This window comes from Microbacterium sp. LWH11-1.2 (assembly GCF_038397745.1).
In the GTDB taxonomy this organism is placed as follows: Bacteria; Actinomycetota; Actinomycetes; order Actinomycetales; family Microbacteriaceae; genus Microbacterium.
Genome location: NZ_CP151636.1, coordinates 2,297,228 through 2,317,093, shown reverse-complemented (window position 1 = coordinate 2,317,093; position 19,866 = coordinate 2,297,228). Strand labels below are relative to the sequence as shown.

19 protein-coding genes are annotated in these 19,866 nt (G+C 69.5%); 12 read left to right on the top strand and 7 right to left on the bottom strand.

Going from position 1 to position 19,866, the window contains the following annotated elements; all coding sequences use genetic code 11:
- Positions 1-81: 81 nt before the first annotated feature.
- From MRBLWH11_RS11225 to MRBLWH11_RS11210, 4 genes are all read left to right on the top strand, one after another.
- Positions 82-549 (top strand): Lrp/AsnC family transcriptional regulator, encoded by a 468-nt coding sequence (locus MRBLWH11_RS11225; RefSeq protein ID WP_341944922.1) that lies wholly within the window; start codon positions 82-84, stop codon positions 547-549.
- Positions 546-1,940: an aspartate aminotransferase family protein gene (locus tag MRBLWH11_RS11220; RefSeq protein WP_116636978.1), complete on the top strand. Its 1,395-nt coding sequence runs from the start codon at positions 546-548 to the stop codon at positions 1,938-1,940. The genes MRBLWH11_RS11225 and MRBLWH11_RS11220 overlap by 4 nt, the downstream gene beginning before the upstream one ends.
- Before the next feature lie 84 nt (positions 1,941-2,024).
- Positions 2,025-2,930, top strand: coding sequence for a hypothetical protein (locus tag MRBLWH11_RS11215; RefSeq protein WP_341944920.1), 906 nt, complete (start codon positions 2,025-2,027; stop codon positions 2,928-2,930).
- A gap of 30 nt (positions 2,931-2,960) precedes the next feature.
- Positions 2,961-3,860 (top strand): hypothetical protein, encoded by a 900-nt coding sequence (locus MRBLWH11_RS11210; RefSeq protein ID WP_116636980.1) that lies wholly within the window; start codon positions 2,961-2,963, stop codon positions 3,858-3,860.
- A gap of 28 nt (positions 3,861-3,888) precedes the next feature.
- On the opposite strand, the gene MRBLWH11_RS11205 is transcribed toward MRBLWH11_RS11210, so the two are convergent.
- The 5 genes from MRBLWH11_RS11205 to MRBLWH11_RS11185 are packed head-to-tail and all read right to left on the bottom strand — an operon-like array spanning position 3,889 to position 8,873.
- Positions 3,889-4,611, bottom strand: a complete 723-nt coding sequence (locus MRBLWH11_RS11205) for a GntR family transcriptional regulator (protein ID WP_341944919.1) — start codon at positions 4,609-4,611, stop codon at positions 3,889-3,891.
- Positions 4,608-5,387: a 3-oxoacyl-ACP reductase gene (locus tag MRBLWH11_RS11200; protein WP_341944918.1), complete on the bottom strand. Its 780-nt coding sequence runs from the start codon at positions 5,385-5,387 to the stop codon at positions 4,608-4,610. The genes MRBLWH11_RS11205 and MRBLWH11_RS11200 overlap by 4 nt, the downstream gene beginning before the upstream one ends.
- A 39-nt stretch (positions 5,388-5,426) precedes the next feature.
- A complete protein-coding gene (locus MRBLWH11_RS11195; RefSeq protein WP_341944917.1) occupies positions 5,427-6,788 on the bottom strand; it encodes an aldehyde dehydrogenase family protein in 1,362 nt (453 codons plus the stop codon).
- Positions 6,785-7,537, bottom strand: coding sequence for a gamma-glutamyl-gamma-aminobutyrate hydrolase family protein (locus MRBLWH11_RS11190; protein WP_341944916.1), 753 nt, complete (start codon positions 7,535-7,537; stop codon positions 6,785-6,787). Before MRBLWH11_RS11190 ends, MRBLWH11_RS11195 begins: the two co-directional genes overlap by 4 nt.
- Complete coding sequence (locus MRBLWH11_RS11185) at positions 7,518-8,873, bottom strand: glutamine synthetase family protein (RefSeq protein WP_341944915.1); 1,356 nt, start codon at positions 8,871-8,873, stop codon at positions 7,518-7,520. The genes MRBLWH11_RS11190 and MRBLWH11_RS11185 overlap by 20 nt, the downstream gene beginning before the upstream one ends.
- A gap of 157 nt (positions 8,874-9,030) precedes the next feature.
- On the opposite strand from MRBLWH11_RS11185, the gene MRBLWH11_RS11180 reads away from it, so the two are divergent.
- Positions 9,031-10,578 carry an amino acid permease gene (locus MRBLWH11_RS11180; protein WP_116636985.1) on the top strand — a complete coding sequence of 516 codons (1,548 nt, stop codon included), beginning with the start codon at positions 9,031-9,033 and terminating at the stop codon, positions 10,576-10,578.
- A 27-nt stretch (positions 10,579-10,605) separates the two neighbouring features.
- Here the strand turns inward: MRBLWH11_RS11180 and MRBLWH11_RS11175 are convergent, their stop codons facing one another.
- Positions 10,606-10,878 carry a metal-sensitive transcriptional regulator gene (locus tag MRBLWH11_RS11175; RefSeq protein WP_056517673.1) on the bottom strand — a complete coding sequence of 91 codons (273 nt, stop codon included), beginning with the start codon at positions 10,876-10,878 and terminating at the stop codon, positions 10,606-10,608.
- A gap of 36 nt (positions 10,879-10,914) precedes the next feature.
- Here MRBLWH11_RS11175 and MRBLWH11_RS11170 point away from each other — a divergent pair, with 36 nt between their 5' ends.
- From MRBLWH11_RS11170 to MRBLWH11_RS11160, 3 genes are read left to right on the top strand one after another with little or no spacing between them, the layout of a single operon-like run.
- Entirely contained in the window at positions 10,915-12,192 is a 1,278-nt protein-coding gene (locus tag MRBLWH11_RS11170; RefSeq protein ID WP_116636986.1) for a DUF445 domain-containing protein, read from the top strand.
- Between the two features lies 1 nt (position 12,193).
- Positions 12,194-13,111, top strand: a complete 918-nt coding sequence (locus MRBLWH11_RS11165; protein ID WP_341944914.1) for an agmatinase family protein — start codon at positions 12,194-12,196, stop codon at positions 13,109-13,111.
- Entirely contained in the window at positions 13,108-13,638 is a 531-nt protein-coding gene (locus MRBLWH11_RS11160; RefSeq protein WP_341944913.1) for an AAA family ATPase, read from the top strand. The genes MRBLWH11_RS11165 and MRBLWH11_RS11160 overlap by 4 nt, the downstream gene beginning before the upstream one ends.
- 44 nt (positions 13,639-13,682) lie before the next feature.
- On the opposite strand, the gene MRBLWH11_RS11155 is transcribed toward MRBLWH11_RS11160, so the two are convergent.
- A complete protein-coding gene (locus MRBLWH11_RS11155) occupies positions 13,683-14,687 on the bottom strand; it encodes a LacI family DNA-binding transcriptional regulator (protein ID WP_341944912.1) in 1,005 nt (334 codons plus the stop codon).
- 126 nt (positions 14,688-14,813) lie between these two features.
- On the opposite strand from MRBLWH11_RS11155, the gene MRBLWH11_RS11150 reads away from it, so the two are divergent.
- Genes MRBLWH11_RS11150 through MRBLWH11_RS11135 form a run of 4 tightly spaced genes read left to right on the top strand, consistent with a single transcriptional unit; the run spans position 14,814 to position 19,865 of the window.
- Positions 14,814-16,067 (top strand): extracellular solute-binding protein, encoded by a 1,254-nt coding sequence (locus tag MRBLWH11_RS11150; RefSeq protein ID WP_341944910.1) that lies wholly within the window; start codon positions 14,814-14,816, stop codon positions 16,065-16,067.
- Between the two features lie 2 nt (positions 16,068-16,069).
- On the top strand, positions 16,070-17,167 hold the full coding sequence (locus MRBLWH11_RS11145) for a sugar ABC transporter permease (RefSeq protein WP_341944909.1): 1,098 nt from the start codon (positions 16,070-16,072) through the stop codon (positions 17,165-17,167).
- Positions 17,164-18,003, top strand: coding sequence for a carbohydrate ABC transporter permease (locus tag MRBLWH11_RS11140; RefSeq protein ID WP_341944908.1), 840 nt, complete (start codon positions 17,164-17,166; stop codon positions 18,001-18,003). The genes MRBLWH11_RS11145 and MRBLWH11_RS11140 overlap by 4 nt, the downstream gene beginning before the upstream one ends.
- Complete coding sequence (locus MRBLWH11_RS11135; protein WP_341944907.1) at positions 18,000-19,865, top strand: glycogen debranching N-terminal domain-containing protein; 1,866 nt, start codon at positions 18,000-18,002, stop codon at positions 19,863-19,865. Before MRBLWH11_RS11140 ends, MRBLWH11_RS11135 begins: the two co-directional genes overlap by 4 nt.
- Position 19,866: the final 1 nt, after the last annotated feature.

Sequence of the window (19,866 nt, the reverse complement as noted above, 5' to 3'; positions counted from 1 at the left end):
TCCTGCCGATATCGCGCCCCAGCTTCACCTGCGGCCGCGGAATCGGTTGCCGAGCGCGCCGCCGAGTGCGAAGATCGCACCATGAGTTCGGTGAAGAAGCACTCATCGCTCGACGCGGTGTCCAAGACGATCATCGAGCTGCTCCAAGAGGACGGACGCCGCTCCTACTCCGACATCGGCCGCGTGGTCGGCCTGAGCGAGGCCGCCGTGCGTCAGCGGGTGCAGCGGCTGACCGAATCGGGCGTGATGCAGATCGTCGCGGTGACCGATCCGATGCAGCTCGGCTTCCACCGTCAGGCCATGATCGGCATCCGCGTCTCCGGCGACACGCGGATCGTCGCGGAGGCGATCGCCCGGGTCGAGGCGATCGACTACGTGGTGATCACCGTCGGAGCGTTCGACGTGCTCGCCGAGGTCGTCTGCGAGGACGACGATCAGCTGCTGGCCCTCATCAACGACGTCATCCGTCCGATCGAGGGCGTGGTGTCGACCGAGACCTTCATCTACGCCAAGCTGCAGAAGCAGCTCTACAACTGGGGGACCAGATGAGCACGACCCGCACGACCCCGTCGGAATCCGCGCTGCAGAAGATGGCGAAGGATCATCTCTGGATGCACTTCACCCGGCAGTCCACGATGGCCGAGTCGGGCGTGCCGATCATCGTCAAGGGCGACGGGCACCGGATCTGGGATTCCTCGGGCAAGGAGTACTTCGACGGCCTCTCCGGACTGTTCGTGGTGAACGCCGGACACGGCAGGCGCCGCCTGGCCGAGGCGGCCGCCGCCCAGGCCGCCGAGCTGTCGTTCTTCCCGCTGTGGTCCTACGCCCACCCCGCCGCGATCGAACTGGCCGACCGGCTCGCGGACGAGGCTCCGGGAGATCTGAACAGGGTCTTCTTCTCGACCGGCGGCGGCGAGGCCGTGGAGACCGCGCTGAAGCTGGCCAAGCACTACTGGAAGCTGCAGGGCAGGCCCACCAAGCACAAGGTGATCTCGCGATCGGTCGCCTACCACGGGACGCCGCACGGCGCGCTCGCGATCACCGGGATCCCGGCGATGAAGGCCATGTTCGAGCCGGTCGCGCCCGGGGGCTTCCGCGTGCCGAACACCAACTTCTACCGCGCGGCCGAGATGGGCGCGCCCGCCGACGACCTCGAGGCGTTCGGACGCTGGGCGGCCGACCGCATCGAGGAGATGATCCTCTTCGAGGGTGCCGACACGGTGGCCGCGGTGTTCCTCGAGCCGGTGCAGAACTCCGGCGGGTGCTTCCCGCCTCCTCCCGGCTACTTCGCCCGCGTGCGCGAGATCTGCGACCGTCACGATGTGCTGCTCGTCTCGGACGAGGTCATCTGCGCCTTCGGCCGGCTCGGCCACACGTTCGCCTGCACGGGCCTCGGCTACGTGCCCGACATGATCACCTGCGCGAAGGGGATGACCAGCGGCTACTCCCCCATCGGCGCCACGATCGTCAGCGACCGCATCTACGAGCCCTTCTCGCACGGAGACGTGTCGTTCCCCCACGGCTACACGTTCGGCGGCCATCCCGTGTCGGCGGCGGTGGCGCTGGAGAACCTCGCGATCTTCGACGAGGAGGGACTCAACGCCCGCGTGCGGGAGAACTCTCCGCTGTTCCGCGCCGAGCTCGAGAAGCTGAGCGATCTGCCCCTCGTGGGCGACGTGCGCGGCGACGGGTACTTCTTCGGAATCGAGCTTGTGAAGGACAAGAGCACCAAGGAGACCTTCGACGATGCGGAATCCGAGCGGCTGCTGCGAGGATTCCTCTCCCCCGCTCTGTTCGCGGCCGGGCTCTACTGCCGCGCCGACGACCGGGGCGATCCCGTCATCCAGCTCGCTCCCCCGCTCACCACGGGCCCGGCGGAGTTCCGGGAGATCGAGCAGATCCTCCGCGACGTCCTGACGCGCGCGCAGGCGGTGCTCTGACCGCCGGAGCGCGGTGATGCAGCATATCGGGTCGCGCGGATACCGCCCCTCTCTCCGGCGCTACGGTGGCGCCCGGGAGACATCATGCTCGACACGGGGGAAGAGAATCGGACGGCCTTCGCGCAGGCCTTCTCGGGGGCGATCACGGCGCGAGGGGTCTCGCTGTCCTGGCTGCACAGACGGCTCAAGGACCGGGCGAACCCCATCTCGGTCGCGACCCTCAGCTACTGGCGGTCGGGAGAACGGCACCCCGACGGCCTGCGGTCGCTGACCGCGCTGGAGGACGTCGAGCGCCTGCTCGGACTGGACCCGGGCGCTCTGCTCGATCTCGTGAGCACGCGCGCACGACTCGGGTCGCTCGCGCCCGCACAGAACCCGTTCACCGAATCCCAGGTCCGCGAAGCGGCGGCCGAGACCCTGAGGCTGCTCGATGCACCGCCGATCGAGGCGACGAGGTCGCTGTCCGCGCACGTGGTGTCGACCGTCGACGAGAACGGACTGCTCCGCGATCGCACGGCGCAGGTCCTCGTGCAGGCCGTCGCACCGTTCGTCCACGAGATGACCTACGCCCTGATGTCCGTCGAGAGGGTCGTCCGCCGGCCGGAGTGCACGCTCCGGGGAGCGACCCTGGTGCGCGAGCACCTGCACGAGAGCGAGCACGTCTACGCCTGCGTGCTCCGCCTGGATCGACCGCTGGTGATGGGCGCGACGACGATGCTCGAGATCGGGATGGCTGTCCCTCCGCCGCCCGCGGGAGAGCTCCCGGCCGAGGACGAGACGGCCGCCTTCGTGATGCGTCCGATCCGTGACCTCGTCGTCTGGACATGCTTCCATCCGGATGCCGTCCCCGACTGGACGACGGAGTTCGAGCGCACGCCCGCGACCGACGGCCTGGTGTCGCGGGCGCTGTCTCCGCGCGACTCCATCCACCAGTCACGCCGGGATTTCGGGCCCGGCATCCTCGGCATCCGATGGGGGTTCGACCGCTGACGGGACTATCGTCGGGGAGAGGAGGGTGGGATGGCAGCTGAGGTTCCCGACGGACGCGACTCGTTCAGCAGGGCGTTCGGAGCAGCGCTCACCGCGAGCGGCATCTCGCTCTCGTCGCTCCAGCGCCGACTCGTCGCCCGCGCCAACCCCGTCTCGCTCACGACACTCAGCTACTGGCGCTCCGGGGAGCGCGCACCCGAGGGAGCAGCCTCGCTCGCCGCCGTCGAGGACATCGAGCGGCTTCTCGGCCTGCCATCGGGGGCTCTCGGCGGCCTGGTGCCGGAGCGCGTGCGCCTGGGAGCGCTGCACGAACCCCGCAACCCGTTCACGGAGGAGCAGATCACCCGGGCGCTGTCCGAGACGCTCGAGCTCCTCGATGCGCCGCCGCTCGACATCACCCGTGAGCTCTCGACGCATGTGATCGCGGATGTGTCCGCCGACGGCTACCTGCGCCGCCGTGCCGCCCAGACCCTGATCCAGTCCGTCATCCCCGCGACCGTCGACCACGTGACGTACACCCTGCTGTCGGCGGAGGACGTCATCGACCGCCCGGAGATGACGGTGCGAGGGGCGCGGATGGTCCGCGATCACCTGCACGTCAGCGAGCACGTGTACGCCTACGTCCTGAAGCTCGACCAGCCGCTCACGCTCGGCGCGACGACGATGATCGAGGTCACGATGGAAGGGCACGAGGAGTACACCTCGCAGCCGGAGACCGGCGCCTTCGTCGTGCGCCCCATCCGCGACCTCGTCCTGTGGACGCGATTCCATGAGGACGCCGTCCCGGACTGGCTCGACGAGCTCGAACGGACCGAGTCGACGGACGGCACGGTCTACCGCCCGCTCCGGCCGCAGACCTCGGTGCATCAGACGCGTCGGGACTTCGGTCCTGGCGCGCTCGGCATCCGCTGGGGATACGACGACCGCTGATCCGGCGATCCGAGCGGCCGGGTGACCGTCACGTCAGGAAGCCGCGCAGCAGCGCCTCGGAGCCGGCGAGATGATCGCGCATCGCCGCCTCCGCGGCATCCGCTCGTCCGGCGAGGATCGCGGAGACGATGCTCTCGTGCTGCTCCCCCGAGTGCTGGATGTTCCGCGGCATCAGCGGGAACGTGTCGAGCCAGGCATTGACGTCGGCGCGGTTCTCGGCCACGAGCGCGACGAGTGAGGGGATGCCCGCGGCCTCCGCGATCGCGAGATGCAGCAGGGTGTCGAGGCGTCGATACTCGTCCGGTCCCGCCGGCAGCGCGGCCTCATGCCGCGCCCACAGATCCGCACGGGTCGCGGCGTCGAGGGACCGGCTCGCGGCCGCGCGGGCGGCACCGGTCTCGAGAACGCGCCGCAGGCCGAGGACATCGTCGATCTTCTCCGGTGTCACGGCGCCGGGGACCGACGGGTGCGGCAGCGGATCCGCGACGAAGGTCCCTCCGTACCGTCCTCGACGGGGAAGGAGATAGCCGGTGTCGGCCAGTTCGCGGATGGCCTCGCGCACGGTGTCGCGACTCACGCCGAAGGATGCCGCGAGCTCCCGCTCCGGGGGCAGGGACTCCCCCGGGGCGACCACGCCGAGACGGATCGTCTGCACGAGACGGGCGACCGCGTCCTCCAGGGCGTTGCCGCGCCGCAGCGGCCGATAGACCGCTCTCCGCACCTCGACGAGGTCGCCGTCGTGGTCGTTCACAGCGGGGTGACGTAGGCGTTCGTGATCCCGCCGTCCACGACGAAAGCGCTCGCGGTGATGAACGACGAGTCGTCCGAGGCGAGGAAGGCCACGGCCGCCGCCAGTTCCGACGGTTCCGCGAAGCGCCCCATCGGCACGTGCACGAGCCGTCGCTGCGCGCGCTCCGGGTCCTTGGCGAACAGCTCCTGCAGCAGCGGCGTGTTCACCGGTCCGGGGCACAGCGCGTTCACGCGCACCCCCTGCCGGGCGAACTGCACGCCCAGCTCGCGCGACATCGCGAGCACGCCGCCCTTAGACGCGGTGTAGCTGATCTGCGAGGTCGCCGAGCCCAGCAGCGCGACGAACGACGCCGTGTTGATGATCGAGCCGCGTCCCGCCGGCACCATGTGCCGCAGCGCCGCACGGCTGCACAGGTACACGCTCTTGAGATTCACATCCTGCACCCGGTCCCACGCCGGCAGCTCCGTCGTCTCGATCGAGTCGTCGTCGGCCGGTGAGATGCCGGCGTTGTTGAAGGCGATGTCGATGCGGCCGAACTCCGCAGCCACTCCGTCGAACAGCGCGTTCACCTTGGCCTCGTCGGCGACGTCGACAGGGCGGAACACCCCGCCCACCTTCGCCGCAGCCTCCTCGCCCGTCGCCGGGTCGACGTCGGCGATGACGACGAAGGCTCCCTCTGCCGCGAAGCGCTCGGCGGTGGCGAACCCGATGCCGCTCGCACCACCGGTGACGATGGCGACGCGGTCCTTCAGGCGCTGGGTCAGATCGATGCTCATGTGGGTTCTCCGCTCTGTGGGGTGTGGGGTGCGACGCGATCAGGGTTCATCGGTCGCGAAGAAGACGTTCTTGGTCTCGGTGAAGTGCTCGGCGGCGTCCGGACCGAGCTCACGCCCGAGGCCGGAGGCCTTCATGCCGCCGAACGGCGTCGCGTAGCGCACCGAGGAGTGCGAGTTCACCGACAGCACACCGCTGCGCACGCCTCGCGCCACGCGCACACCGCGTCCGAGGCTCTCGGTCCATACGGAGCCTGCGAGCCCGTACACCGTGTCGTTCGCCAGGCGGATCGCGTCGGCCTCGTCCTCGAACGGCATCACCGCGACGACGGGGCCGAAGACCTCCTGTTGGGCGATGCGGTCGGAGGGGTCGGCGCGCACGACGGCCGGGGCGAACCAGAACCCGTCCCCCTCGGGCGCGGTACCGCGGAACGCGATGTCGGCGCCGTCGAGGAAGGAGGAGACGGTGTCGCGGTGTCCGGCCGAGATGAGCGGGCCCATGTCGGTGTCGGAGCTGCCGGGGTCTCCCACGCGCCAGGCCGCGACGGCCGGCTCGAGCAGTTCGAGGAAGCGGTCGTAGACCGAGCGCTGCACGAGCAGCCTGCTGCGTGCGCAGCAGTCCTGGCCGGCGTTGTCGAACACCGAGCCGGGCACCGCGGCCGCCGCCCGCTCGAGATCGGCGTCGGCGAAGACGATGTTCGCGCTCTTGCCGCCGAGCTCGAGCGTCACCGGCTTGAGCGCACGCGCACAGCCCGCCGCCACCTCGATGCCGACCTCGGTCGACCCGGTGAAGACCACCTTGCGCACGTCGGGATGCTCGACCAGTCGCTGGCCCACCACCGAGCCCGAGCCGGTCACGACCTCGAACAGTCCATCGGGGAGCCCTGCCTCGAGCGCGAGCTCGCCGAGGCGGATCGCGGTGAGCGGGGTCAGCTCGGCCGGCTTCAGCACCACCGCGTTGCCTGCGGCGAGCGCCGGGGCGAACGCCCACGACGCGATCGTCATGGGGAAGTTCCACGGCACGATGACGCCGACCACGCCGTAGGGGTCGTGGAAGGTCACGTCGAGCCCGCCGGCCACCGGGATCTGCCGACCGGACAGGCGCTCCGGGTCGGCGGAGTAGTAGTTGAGCACCTGGGCGACGTGCCCCGCCTCCCAGCGGGCGGAGCCGATCGGATGCCCGGAGTTGAGCACCTCGAGCTGGGCGAGCTCTTCGACGGCACCCTCGACCGCGCGGGCGAACGCCCGGAGCGCGTCCGCGCGGACGACCGGTGCCAGCGCCGCCCACCGGCGCTGCGCGACGACGGCGCGGGCGATCGCGGCATCCGTCTCTCCGATGTCGGCGCGGGCGACGTCGCGGATCGCCGCGCCGGTCGACGGATTGATGACGGTGAACGCACTCATCGCGATTCTTCCTTCCGTCGCGCGGCGAACGCGCGAGCCTGTGAGACGAGATCGGCGAAGAGACGCCGATCCTCGGCGTTCTCCTCCGGATGCCATTGGATGCCGACGACATGGCCGGCCGAGGTGTCGACGAACGCCTGCACGAGTCCGTCGTCGGAGCGCGCGGCTGCGGTCAGTCCGTCTCCGAGCCGATCGATGCCCTGGTGGTGATAGCTGTGCACCCGCAGCCCGCCCGCGCCGAGGACCCCGGCGAGCGCCGTGTCGTCCGACACCTCGATGTCGTTCTCGGCGAAGACGCCGCCGCCGAGACGATAGCGCTCGGTTCCCAGAGTCTCGGGCAGATGCTGCTGGAGGGTGCCGCCGCGGGCGACGTTCACGAGCTGCAGACCCCGGCAGATCGCGAGCACCGGGATGCGCCGCCGCTCCGCCGCGCGGAACAGGGCGAGCTCCCAGGCGTCGCGGTCGGTGCGGGCGGGATCGGTGAGCGGATGCCGCTCCTCGTCGTAGAGCTCGGGGGCGACGTCGGCCCCGCCAGAGAGGATGAGTCCGTCCATTCCGGCGATGGCCGCATCCGCCGTCTCCGGATCCTGCGGGGGCAGCAGCAGCGCGATGCCGCCCGATGCGGTCACCCCGGTCAGGTACTGCTCGGGGAGGAACGCGGCCCGCACATCCCACACCCCCTGCTGCGCCCGCTCCAGATAGGTCGTGACACCGATCAGCGGTGCCGGATCAGAGCCGCTCGAAACCACGGATGCGCTCCCAGTCGGTGACGGCGGCGTCGTAGGCCTCGAGCTCGATGCGCGCCTGGTTCAGGTAGTGGTCCACGACGTCGTCGCCGAACGCCGCCCTCGCGATGGTCGACTCGCTGAACAGCTGCGCCGCCTCGCGGAGAGTCGTCGGGAGGTGGTCGACGCCGGCCTCGTAGGCGTTGCCCTCGAAGCGCTCCGGCAGCGGCAGCTCGTTCTCGATGCCGTACAGGCCGCCGGCGATGATCGCCGAGATGCCCATGTACGGGTTCACGTCGCCGCCGGGCACCCGGTTCTCGACCCGGAGCCCGGAACCGCTGCCGATCACGCGCAGCGCGCAGGTGCGGTTGTCGATGCCCCAGGCGACGCCGGTCGGCGCGAAGCTGCCCTTGGCGAAGCGCTTGTAGGAGTTGATGTTCGGCGCGTAGAGCAGCGTGAACTCGCGGAGCGTCGCCAGGATGCCGGCGATCCAGTGCTCCATGACCGGGCTGAACCCGTGCGCTCCGTCGCCGGCCATCACCGGAGTGCCGTCATCCGCACGCAGCGAGAGGTGGATGTGGCAGCTGTTGCCCTCGCGCTCGTTGAACTTCGCCATGAAGGTGAGCGCCTGCCCGTGCTGCGCGGCGATCTCCTTCGCACCGTTCTTGTAGATCACGTGCTGGTCGGCGGTCTCGCGCACTTCGGCGTAGCGGAACGCGATCTCCTGCTGGCCGAGGTTGCACTCGCCCTTGACGCCCTCGCAGTACATGCCCGCGCCGTCCATCCCGTTGCGGATGTCGCGCAGCAGCGGCTCCATCCGGGTCGAGGCCTGCAGGTTGTAGTCGACGTTGTAGTCGGTCGCCGGCGTCAGTCCCTCGTACTTGCGCGCCCAGGCGTCGCGGTAGGTGTTCTCGAACACGATGAACTCGAGCTCGGTTCCCGAGAAGGCGGTCCATCCCCGTTCGGCCAGGCGATCGCGCTGCCGATCGAGGATCGCGCGCGGCGACGGCCCCACCGGCTCGCCGTTCTGCCAGACCAGATCGGCCATGATCAGGACCGTGCCCTCGAGCCACGGCAACCGACGGAGCGTGACGACATCGGGGCGCAGCACCATGTCGCCGTATCCGCGGTTCCAGCCCGACATCGCGTAGCCGTCGACCGTGTTCATGTCGACATCGACCGACAGCAGGTAGTCGCAGGCCTCGGCGCCGTGATGCAGGATGTCCTCCTGGAACAGCCGCGCGGAGACCCGCTTGCCGACCAGTCGTCCCTGCGCGTCGGCGAAGGCCACGATCACCGTGTCGATCTCGCCGGCGGCGATGCCGGCATCCAGCTGCTCGATGCTCAGGTTTCCCGACATCTTCTCGCTCCCGTCGTCGTGGTGAAGGCGATCGACCGACCGGCTTCGCCCTCAGAGTAGATCACCTCGACGTCTAAAGGTAGACGAAACCACCATTGACTGCCACAATCATCCGCAAGGTGCACCCGGCGCCTGTGTGCATGCGAACGGAGAGCGGATGTCTGAGCAGAGCAATGAATCCCGCAAGGTCGCTGGGGCGACCTATACACGTGCCGGGAGTGACTACTTCGAGAAACGGACCCTGAAGAGATCGGCCGGCGTCTGGGGACTCTGGGGTCTCGCCGTCGCCGCCGTCATCTCCGGCGACTTCTCCGGTTGGAACTTCGGCATCGACTTCGCGGGCTTCGGTGGCATGCTGATCGCCTTCGCGATCCTCGTCGCCATGTACTACGGCATGATCTTCGCGATCGGCGAGATGGCGGCCGCCATGCCCCACACGGGCGGGGCCTACTCGTTCGCCCGATCGGCCATGGGCCCCTGGGGAGGCCTGGTCACCGGCGCCGCCGAGACGATCGAGTACGTCGCCACCACGGCGGTGATCGTCTACTTCTCGGCATCGTATGCGAACGGCATCACGAGCGAGCTGCTCGGTCTCGAGCTGCCGGGGTGGGTCTGGTACCTCATCCTCTACGTCGTCTTCATCGCGCTGAACTCCGCGGGCGCCGCGATCTCCTTCCGCTTCGCGATCGTCGTCTCGGTGATCTCGATCGGCATCATCCTCGTGTTTTCCGTGATGGCGATCTTCTCCGGCGCCTTCAGCTGGGACGCGCTGTGGGACATCGTCCCCGACGAGGGACAGTCGACCTTCCTCCCGCACGGCGTGCTGCCGATCCTGTTCGCCCTGCCCTTCGCGATGTGGTTCTTCCTGGGGATCGAGGAGCTGCCGCTGGCCGCCGAGGAGTCGCACAACCCGACCCGCGACATCCCGAAGGCCGGATTCTGGGCCCGGGGCACCCTCATCGTGACCGGCCTCCTGGTGCTGTTCCTCAACACCGGAGTGATCGGTGCCGAGGCCACCGGCACCGCCGGCGAGCCGCTCCTCGACGGCTTCCGCGCGATCGTCGGAGACCAGCTCGCCGCGGTGCTGGCGCTGTTCGCCCTGATCGGTCTGCTCGCGTCACTGCAGGGCATCATGTTCGCCTACGGCCGCAACATGTACTCGCTGTCCCGCGCCGGCTACTACCCGCGGTTCCTCTCCCTCACCGGGAAGCGTCAGACCCCGTGGGTGGCCCTCACCGTGGGGGCCGCGATCGGCTTCGTCGCTCTGATCGTGCTCGATGTGCTCACGGCGGTCGACTCGGAGGGTGCAGGGACGGTCGCCGGCGCGATCGTGCTGAACATCGCCGTCTGGGGTGCGGTCGTGGCCTATGGGCTCCAGCTCGTGTCGTTCATCATCCTGCGCAAGAAGTTCCCGAACGTCGACCGCCCCTATGTGAGCCCCTGGGGCATCCCGGGCGCCGTGATCGCGCTCGTGATCGCCGCGCTCATCTTCGTGGGCTTCCTGCTGAACCCGACGTTCGGCCCGGCCATCATCGCGATCGCGATCGTCTACGCGATCATCCTGCTCGGATTCGGCCTGTTCTTCCGGCACCGCCTCGTGCTCTCCCCGGAAGAGGAGTACGCGCTCTCGGGCGGTTCGCACGGAGACCCGCAGGCCGAGGGCTACGACGCGATGGAGGGCGAGATCTTCGACGGGAAGCGGTGACCGCAGAGGAGCGCGTCGGGCCCGACCCTACTTGCGGTCGAAGTCGAACGCCTTGAGAAGCTCGGCGACCGCCTTGTCGCGCTCCTCTCCCCCCTCGTCGAACATGTGCGTGACGTGCGTGCGCAGGTGATTCTCGAGCAGCAGACGGTTCAGCGACTCGAGTGAGCGCTGGATCGCACGGGACTGCGTGATGATGTCCATGCAGTACTCCTCGTTCTCGATCATCCGCGCGACGCCGCGCATCTGACCCTCGAGGATGCTGGTGCGGTGCAGAGCGCGCTTCTTGATGTCTTCGATCACGTCTCGAGGGTACTCTCCGCGTGAAAGGATGGCGTCATGCCGCGAACACCGATGGCGCAGCTCTCGCCCGCCGACCAGGAGCGGTTGCGCGCCCTCCGTCGCATGAAGGCCGTGGCCCTCGGCGCGCTGGTGTTCATGGCGGTCGCGTTCGTCTTCGCCTTCGCCTTCCAGGAGCGATGGGGCTGGCTCGCGTACGTGCGCGCCGCCGCCGAGGGCGGAATGGTCGGCGCCCTGGCGGACTGGTTCGCCGTGACCGCCCTGTTCCGGCGGCCGCTCGGGCTCCCGATCCCGCACACCGCGATCATCCCGAGCCGCAAGGACGAGATCGGGCGCACGCTCGGCGAGTTCGTGGAGACCAACTTCCTCGAAGCCGGCGTCGTGCGCACGAAGCTGTCGAGCACCGCGATCGCACTGCGTGCGGGCGAGTGGCTGAAGGAAGGACCGCACGCCGAGCGCGTCGGCGCTGAAGGCGCCACGATCGCCACGGCCGTGCTCAACGCGCTCAGCGACGACGACGTCCGCGACCTCATCACCGACCTCGCCCGCGAGCACCTCGTCGAACCGGAGTGGGGACCGCCCGCGGGCGTCTGGCTGGAGAAGATCGTCGCCGCCGATGCGCACCACGGCGCCGTCGACCTCGCGGTGGACAACATCGGACGATGGCTCGAAGCGAACGCCGAGTCGTTCTCCGGCCTCGTCTCCCGTCGCCTGCCCGGTTGGGTGCCCAAGCTCGCGCACCGATTCGTCGACGACACCGTCTACAACGAGGCCATCAAGTTCGTGCATGCCGTGCAGGCCGACCCGCGGCATCCGGCGCGGATCGCGATCGACGGGTATCTCTCCCGACTGGCCGACAACCTGCAGAACGATCCCGAGACCCGGGCGAAGCTCGAGAACGCGAAGGCGTCGCTGTTCGACAGCCCGCGGGTGGGCGCCCTCGCGGCCGAGGCATGGAACACCGCGAAGAACGGTCTGCTCACCGCCCTCGCGGATCCGGAGAGCGGGCTGCGTCGGCGCGCCGTGCGCGCCCTCCAGGAGGTGGGCGAGCGCCTGACGACGGATGCCGCGCTGCAGCACCGCGTCGACACCTGGGTGTCGGATGCCGCCGTCTTCCTCGTCGACCGCTACCGGCATGACATCGCCTCGATCATCACCGACACGGTCGAGCGCTGGGATCCCGCCGAGACCACCGAGAAGATCGAGCTCATGGTGGGCCGCGACCTGCAGTACATCCGCTTGAACGGCACGTTCGTCGGCGCCCTCGCCGGTCTCGCGATCTTCACGATCGCCCACGCCCTGATCCCCGGAGTCTGACATGCCTCTGTCGCACGATCCTCTCTGGCCGCGCGCCGGCGCCTGGCCGACCTTTGACGGCACGGCCGACGCGGTGCTCCTCGGAGTGCCGACATGGCGCACCTCCCTGTCTCCGACAGGAGCGCGCGCGACGCCGGCGGCGATCCGCGATGCCCTCCCCCGCTACGGGACGACGCTGATGGGCCCGCCGATCCGCGATCTGAACGATCTGCTGCGGGTCGCGGATGCCGGTGACATCGAAGAGCCCGACGGCGACGGCGGAGAGGCCGAGGTGATCGCGCGGGTGCGCGAGCTCTCGGCGACGACCGGGCTCGTGATCGCCCTCGGCGGCGACAATTCGCTCACCTACCCGGTCGCCCTGGGTGCCCGGGCGACCGGGCTCATCACGTTCGACGCGCACTTCGATCTGCGCGACGGCGTCTCCAACGGCACTCCCGTGCGGCGCCTGGTCGAAGACGTGCCGGTGACGTCGACCCTCAACACGATGTGCATCGACCCGACGCGCATCGTGCAGATCGGCATCGCCGACTTCGCCAACTCCGCCGCCTACGCACGGCGCGCCGCGGACTGGGGCATCCGCGTCATCACGCTCGACGAGCTGCGACGCCGCGGCATCGACGACGTGGTGGCCGAGGCGGTCGAGATCGCCGGTGCGGGCACCGACCCGCGCGTGCACCTCGACATCGACGTCGACGTGTGCGACCGCGCGGTCGCCCCCGGCTGCCCGGCCAGCGTTCCCGGCGGCCTGCAGGCGTGGGAGGTGCGCGCACTCACCCGCGCCGTGGCCTCCGACCCGCGCGTGATCAGCGCCGACCTGGCCGAGGTCGACGCGACCGCCGACACCGATGACGCCCGCACCGTCCGCCTCGCAGCGCTCTGCGTGCTGGAGCTGCTGGCCGGGCTCGCCGCACGGTCATGAGGATCATCGTCTCGGGCACGCACGGCAGCGGCAAAAGCACCCTCATCGCGGACTTCGTCGCACGGCGACCCGAGTACCTCGTCCTCGGCGACCCGTTCGAGGATCTCGACCTCGACGACCCGGCGAGCGCCGCGAGCTTCGCCGCGCAGTTGCGCTTCACGGCGTCGCGCGTGCGCGAGACGGCGGGGGAATCGACTGTCATCTCCGAACGCGGGCCCCTCGACTTCGTCGCCTACCTGGCTGCGCTGGAGCAGCTGGGACGCAGCGACGGCGCGCTCGTCGCCCATGCGACGGCCATCGCCGACGATTCTCTGGCGAATGTCGACCTGGTCGTGCTCCTGCCGTTGGACGACCGGCACCCCATCCGGGTGCCCGTCGACGAGGACATGGCGCTGCGCGAGGCGATGGATGCGGCACTGCTCGACCTCGCCGATGAGCGCGAGGCCGTCGGGGGTCCCCGCTTCCTCACTCTGGGCGGAGATCCGGCGTCTCGATTGGACTACCTGCTCGCGGCGACGACGGCGTGACCCGCGGGCCGGGGTGACTTCGGCAGCGAGGGCCGCGCGCTCCGTCAGCGGACGACCAGCTCCGGCGTGATCAGGGCGTGCGCCGTCCCGGCTTCCAGACGGCGCGGCGCGACGATCTCCCCCGTCGGCCCCATGAGGAGTTCGAGGACCGCCGTGGCGACATCCTCCGGGCGCTGTTCCACGCTCGAGAATCCCAGCGCCACGGCTGTCGGGGTGTTGTCGAAGCCGATCACCGGCACCGAGCGTCCGGCGGCGTTGGCTGCGAGGAGCGCACCCACGGCGAGCGTGTCGCTGGCGCAGACCACCGCATCGGGCGCGTCGCCGTCGGCCAGGACGGCATCGACGCTCGCCCGGGCGAGAGGCACGCTGTCCTCCGCGGTGAGTCGCACCCCGTTACCACCGGACGCACCCATCGCCTCGCGCCAGCCTCTCTCACGATCGTCACCGGTTCCCGATCCCTCTGGCCACCCGAGGAAGGCGACGTTCTTCCCGTGGGTGAGCGCGTGCTCGGTCGCGGCACGGGTGCCGGCGGCGCAGTCGACGTCGACCCAGAGGTGCCGGGGGTCGGCGATGTCATCCTCTCCCCAGGGCCGGCCGAAGGAGATGAAGGGCAGGCCCGCGTCGTCGAGGCTGCGCACACGCGCGTCGTCGCGGATCGTGCCGGTGATGATCGCGGCGTCGATCTCCGATCCTTCCCACAGCTCGGACAGCCGGGCGATCTCCTCCTCCGGCGTGCGTGCCGCGTAGACGAGCATCCGCATCCCGCGTTCGCTCGCGCGCTCGGTGATCGCGTGCACGAAGCGGTCGAGCACGACGCCCGAGACGCCGCCGAGGTAGGGGTCCAGCCGGATGCCGATCGTCGAGCTGCGGCGCAGGCGCAACTGCCGCGCGGCCGCGTGACGTCGGTAGCCGAGCTCGTGGATCGCCGCGAGCACGCGCTCCTTCGTCGCCGGGCGCACGATGTCGGGGGTGTTGAGCACGTTCGACACGGTCTGCCGAGAGACGCCTGCGCGCTCGGCGACGTCCTCGACGGTGGGAGCCTTCGCCACGGCACCTCCTCGCACCCGTTCGTCTGCGGCGGGCTTGACACTCCCGCACCTCGCGCCTAGCCTAATCCACGCAGAGTTTGATCGATCAAATTTTACCCGACAATGACTCATCAAGGGAGAGAGACAATGACACGGCACACCACTCGGACATCTTTCGGCACAGGAGCCGTGCTGTTAGCCAGCACGCTCATCCTCGCAGGCTGCGGCTCCGGCTTCGCCGGCGATGACGGGGGCGCCCCCGATGCCGAGGGCCTCACCTCCTCGGACGACGCGCTCACGGTGCTCATCGGCTCCTCCGGCGACGCCGAGACCGAGGCCGTGCAGGCCGCGGTGGACGCGTGGTCCGAAGAGTCCGGCACCGACGTCACGGTGCAGGTCGCCACCAACCTCGACCAGGAGCTCTCGCAGGGCTTCGCCGCCGGCGCACCCGCGGACCTCTTCTACCTCTCGGCCGATCAGGCCGCCGGGTTCGCGGCGAACGACTCTCTGAAGGCCTACGGCGATCAGCTCTCGAACAAGGACGACTTCTACCCGTCCCTCGTCGAGAACTTCACCATCGACGACGAGTTCGTCTGCGCCCCGAAGGACTTCTCTTCGCTCGCGCTGATCATCAACACGACGATGTGGGCGGAGGCCGGGCTCACCGACGCCGACATCCCCACCACCTGGGACGAGCTCGCCGCGGTGGCGAAGACGCTGACGAGCGCCGATCACGTTGGGCTCGCCTTCGGCGCCGAGTATCAGCGCGTCGGCACGTTCATGGCGCAGGCGGGCGGCGGTCTCGTCCGCGACGGCGCCGCGATCGCAGACGACCCCGCCAACCTCGAGGCCCTCGAGTACGTGAAGACGCATCTCGCCGACGGCACGTTCGCGTTCGCGAAGGACGTCGGCGCGGGCTGGGGCGGCGAGGCGTTCGGCAAGGGGGCCGCGGCCATGGTGATCGAGGGCAACTGGATCACCGGCGCTCTCACGAACGACTTCAGCGGCGTCGAGTACACGGTCGCCGAGCTTCCCGAGGGCCCCGCGGACAAGGGCACTCTGCAGTTCACGAACTGCTGGGGCATGGCCGCTGACAGCCCGAATCAGCAGGCCGCGCTCGAGCTGGTCGAATACCTGACCAGCGCCGACAGCCAGCTCGCGTTCTCGGAGGCCTTCGGACCCATGCCGTCCATCCAGTCCGCCGCGGATGAGTGGACTGCGGCGAACGAGCCCCTCGCGCCGTTCCTCGCGGGCGCCGAGTACGCCCAGTTCCCGCCGAACCAGGCCGGGTCTGCCGATGTCATCGCCGACTTCAACGCCCAGATCGAGACGCTGAAGAGCGGCGATCCGGCCTCGATCCTCGGATCGGTGCAGACCAACCTCGAAGCGATCGTCGAGTAGTCATGGCCCAGCGGTCGAAACCTCGTCGCGGAGGTGCCTCCGGGCTCCGCCGCGGCGAGGCCGCCGCCGGGTGGCTGTTCACCGCCCCGGTGATCGCCATCCTCGGCGTCTTCCTCCTGGTCCCGGTGCTCATGGCGCTGTGGGTCAGCATGTCGGACTGGGCAGGTCGCGGCAGCCCCCTGTCGGGGTCGGTGTCGTTCGTCGGCGCCGGCAACTACTCGGCCGTGCTCGCCGACGGCGGCCTGGCGACCAAGGACTTCGGCACGGCGCTGCGCAACAACGCGTGGTACGTGCTGCTCGTCGTGCCGCTGCAGACCGCGCTGGCCCTCTTCCTGGCGGTGCTCGTCAACCGGGCGATGCTGCGGGGCCGCGGCTTCTTCCGCACCGCGTACTACTTCCCCTCGGTCACGAGCTCCGTCGCCATCACCGTGCTGTGGCTGTTCCTCTTCTCCGCGAGCGGCGCCGTCAACGACGTGCTCTTCTGGTTCGGGATCAACGGCCCGAACTGGTTCAACGACCCCCGCGGCATCCTCCACCTGCTCCTCGGCGTGTTCGGCGTCGACAGCGGGCCCGACGCGCTGACGCAGTCAGGTGCCCTGGGGATCACCTGGTGGGACTGGTTCGCCGGCCCCTCCGTCGCGATGAGCGCCTTCATCTTCATGGCGGTGTTCACGACCTCCGGAACCTTCATGCTCATCTTCCTCGCGGGCCTGCAGAACATCGGCGGCGACGTCGACGAGGCCGCGATGATGGACGGCGCGAACGGATGGCAGCGGTTCTGGCGCATCACCCTTCCGCAGCTGCGACCGACTCTTTTCACCGTGCTCACCCTCGGGCTGATCGGATGCTGGCAGGTCTTCGACCAGATCTACACCGGCACGCGGGGCGCGCCGAGCAAGACCACTCTCACCCCGGCGTACCTGTCGTACCAGACCGCGTTCCAGAACCAGGAATGGGGCCAGGGGGCGGCCATCGCCTTCATCCTGTTCGTCATCATCGTGACCTTCACGCTCCTGCAGCGCTGGGTGCTGCGCGACAAGCCCGTCTCCCGTCGCCGTATCCGCGCCTACGAGATCGCCGGAAAGGGGAAGGCGTCATGAGGCTCTCGCCGAAGCAGCTCACGGGGCAGATCGTGCTCTACACGCTGCTCATCGTCCTCGCCGTGATCTACATCTACCCCTTCCTGGTGCAGGTGGCCACGAGCTTCAAGACCGATGAGGAGGCGGCGAGCTCGGGCATCTCGCTGATCCCCGAGGTCTGGAGCTTCGCGGCCTACGAACGGCTCTTCGCCCGCTCGGACTTCCCGTCCTGGTTCGTCAACAGCGCGATCGTGACCGTGTTCGTCACGATCGGCCGGGTGTTCTTCAACTCGCTCGCCGGCTACGCCCTCGCCCGGCTCCGCTTCCGCGGTCGCGGCGTCGTGTTCGCGGCGCTCGTCGCGGTCATGTCCGTGCCGACGGTCGTGCTGCTGATCCCGAAGTTCCTCGTGATCAACCAGCTCGGGATGTTCAACTCGTACGCCGGGATGATCCTCCCGCTGCTCGTCGACGCCGCCGGCGTCTTCATCATGAAGAACTTCTTCGAATCGATCCCCGAATCGGTGGAGGAGCAGGCGCGGATCGACGGCGCTGGCACCTTCCGCATCTTCTGGTCGGTGGTCCTGCCGATGGCGACGCCCGCACTGGTGACGATCGTGATCCTGTCCTTCCAGGGATCGTGGAACGAGCTGAGCCACTTCATCGTGTCGACCAACGACCCGGCACTGACGACGCTCACGAAGGGCGTCGCCTCCCTGGCCAGCGGGCAGCTGAGCCAGGGCACGCAGTATCCGCTCAAGCTGGCCGCCGCACTCATCATGACGATCCCCGTCGCGGTGATGTTCTTCATCTTCCAGCGCCGCATCATGAACTCGACAGAAGGAGCCGTCAAGGAATGACCCCCACCGCCCCCCTCCAACCGCTGCTGGACACCGCCGTGATCGTGCTCGAGGCGCCGACCCAGGTCTGGTCGGACGACGCCGGCGGGATGGGATCCGCCCCGATCCACGGCATCTACCACGGCGACGTCCGTCAGATCCGCGCCGTGGAGATCGCCGTCGACGGGACGGACCTGGAGTCGATCGGCTGTTCGTCGCCGAGCCCGCAGCGCGTGCTCTTCACGGATGTGCTGCGCGGCCTGGACGACGAGACGCCGGATCCCAAGGTCCGGCTGGATCGCGACCGCCGAGTGTCGGCCGGCTCCTTCTCGGAGCGGATCCGCGTCTCCCGCCACCTGCGTGCGGCCACGCCGATCGGCATCACGGTGCAGCTGACGCCCGACTTCGCGCCGATGCAACTCGTGAAGGCGGGCATGCCGACCGACGCCGCCTGGACGTGGGACGGACGCACCTGCCGAGCCGACGATGCCTCTTTCGCGCTGGTCGCCCCCGGAGCGACCGTCACCTCGGACGGCGAGCGGCTGACGCTGCGATGGGAGCTCGATCTCGCAGCGCGCGATGCGGAGACCGTCGAATGGACGCTCGAGCTGGCTGACACCTCTCTGGTGGTCACCGCACCGGCGCATCCTGCGACCGCGCAGTTGCCGGAGGTCGCTGATCCACGGGTCGCCCACTGGCTCGCACGGGCATCGGCCGACCTCAGCGCCCTGCGTCTGGCGACACCGGAGCACCCGGACGACGCGTTCTACGCGGCGGGAGCGCCCTGGTTCTTCACGCTGTTCGGTCGGGATTCGATCTGGGCGGCGCGTCTCGCGCTGGCCGCTGATCCCGCCATCGCCGCGTCTACCCTGCGGGTGCTCGGCCGACTCCAGGGCACGACGCATGACGTGTCCACGGCGGAGGCACCCGGCAAGATCCCCCATGAACTCCGCAGCAGCGGGTTGACCATTCCGGGCGAAGGAGTGCACCTCCCGCCGCTGTACTACGGCACGGTCGATGCGACGCCGCTGTGGGTGTGTCTGCTCGCTGATGCGCATGATGCCGGGATGCCCGACGACGAGCTGCGCGGTCTCCTCCCCACGCTGCGCGGCGCCGTCGACTGGATGGTCGAGCACGGCGATGCGTCGGGAAGCGGCTTCATCGACTACGCCGACGAATCGGGGCACGGTCTCGCGAACCAGGGCTGGAAGGACTCCGGCGACTCAGTCCAGTGGCGTGACGGGCGTCTGGCGGAAGGGCCGATCGCCCTGAGCGAGGTGCAGGCATACGCCTACGAGGCCGCCGTCCGCGGCGCTGCGCTGCTCGATCGACTCGGCGAATCCGGCGCGGAGGAGCTGCGCACCTGGGCCGCCGACCTGCGCGCGCGCTTCCGGGAGGCCTTCTGGGTCACGACGGAGGAGGGCCGCTACCCGGCGATCGCCCTCGATGCGCACGGCGCCGCCGTCGACACGCTCACCAGCAACATCGGCCATCTGCTCGGCACCGGCATCCTCGACCCCGACGAGGAGCGCGTGTGCGTCGAGCTCCTCGCCGGCGACAGCATGTCGAGCGGATACGGCATCCGCACGATGTCGACGGGTGCCGACGGCTACTGGCCGCTCAGCTATCACGGCGGGAGCGTCTGGACCCACGACACCGCGATCGCCGTGCACGGGATGCTGCGCTCCGGCCTCTCCGACGAGGCCAGGGTGCTCGCGCGGCAGCTTCTCGACGCGGCCGAGGGATTCGACTACCGGGTCCCCGAGCTGCACGCCGGCGATGCGCGCATTCCCGGCGGTCGGCCGGTGCCGTACCCCGCCGCCTGCCGTCCGCAGGCTTGGTCGGCCGCTGCGGCCGTGGTGTGCGCGCAGGCGCTGACGTGAC

Bases quoted from the DNA above. Each gene is read 5' to 3' on its own strand.
- MRBLWH11_RS11145 (WP_341944909.1), top strand. From the start codon at position 16,070: ATGGCCCAGCGGTCGAAACCTCGTCGCGGAGGTGCCTCCGGGCTCCGC.
- MRBLWH11_RS11135 (WP_341944907.1), top strand. From the start codon at position 18,000: ATGACCCCCACCGCCCCCCTCCAACCGCTGCTGGACACCGCCGTGATC.
- MRBLWH11_RS11215 (WP_341944920.1), top strand. From the start codon at position 2,025: ATGCTCGACACGGGGGAAGAGAATCGGACGGCCTTCGCGCAGGCCTTC.
- MRBLWH11_RS11225 (WP_341944922.1), top strand. From the start codon at position 82: ATGAGTTCGGTGAAGAAGCACTCATCGCTCGACGCGGTGTCCAAGACG.
- MRBLWH11_RS11170 (WP_116636986.1), top strand. From the start codon at position 10,915: ATGCCGCGAACACCGATGGCGCAGCTCTCGCCCGCCGACCAGGAGCGG.
- MRBLWH11_RS11165 (WP_341944914.1), top strand. From the start codon at position 12,194: ATGCCTCTGTCGCACGATCCTCTCTGGCCGCGCGCCGGCGCCTGGCCG.
- MRBLWH11_RS11200 (WP_341944918.1), bottom strand. From the start codon at position 5,387: ATGAGCATCGATCTGACCCAGCGCCTGAAGGACCGCGTCGCCATCGTC.
- MRBLWH11_RS11195 (WP_341944917.1), bottom strand. From the start codon at position 6,788: ATGAGTGCGTTCACCGTCATCAATCCGTCGACCGGCGCGGCGATCCGC.
- MRBLWH11_RS11140 (WP_341944908.1), top strand. From the start codon at position 17,164: ATGAGGCTCTCGCCGAAGCAGCTCACGGGGCAGATCGTGCTCTACACG.
- MRBLWH11_RS11160 (WP_341944913.1), top strand. From the start codon at position 13,108: ATGAGGATCATCGTCTCGGGCACGCACGGCAGCGGCAAAAGCACCCTC.
- MRBLWH11_RS11220 (WP_116636978.1), top strand. From the start codon at position 546: ATGAGCACGACCCGCACGACCCCGTCGGAATCCGCGCTGCAGAAGATG.
- MRBLWH11_RS11210 (WP_116636980.1), top strand. From the start codon at position 2,961: ATGGCAGCTGAGGTTCCCGACGGACGCGACTCGTTCAGCAGGGCGTTC.
- MRBLWH11_RS11150 (WP_341944910.1), top strand. From the start codon at position 14,814: ATGACACGGCACACCACTCGGACATCTTTCGGCACAGGAGCCGTGCTG.
- MRBLWH11_RS11185 (WP_341944915.1), bottom strand. From the start codon at position 8,873: ATGTCGGGAAACCTGAGCATCGAGCAGCTGGATGCCGGCATCGCCGCC.
- MRBLWH11_RS11180 (WP_116636985.1), top strand. From the start codon at position 9,031: ATGTCTGAGCAGAGCAATGAATCCCGCAAGGTCGCTGGGGCGACCTAT.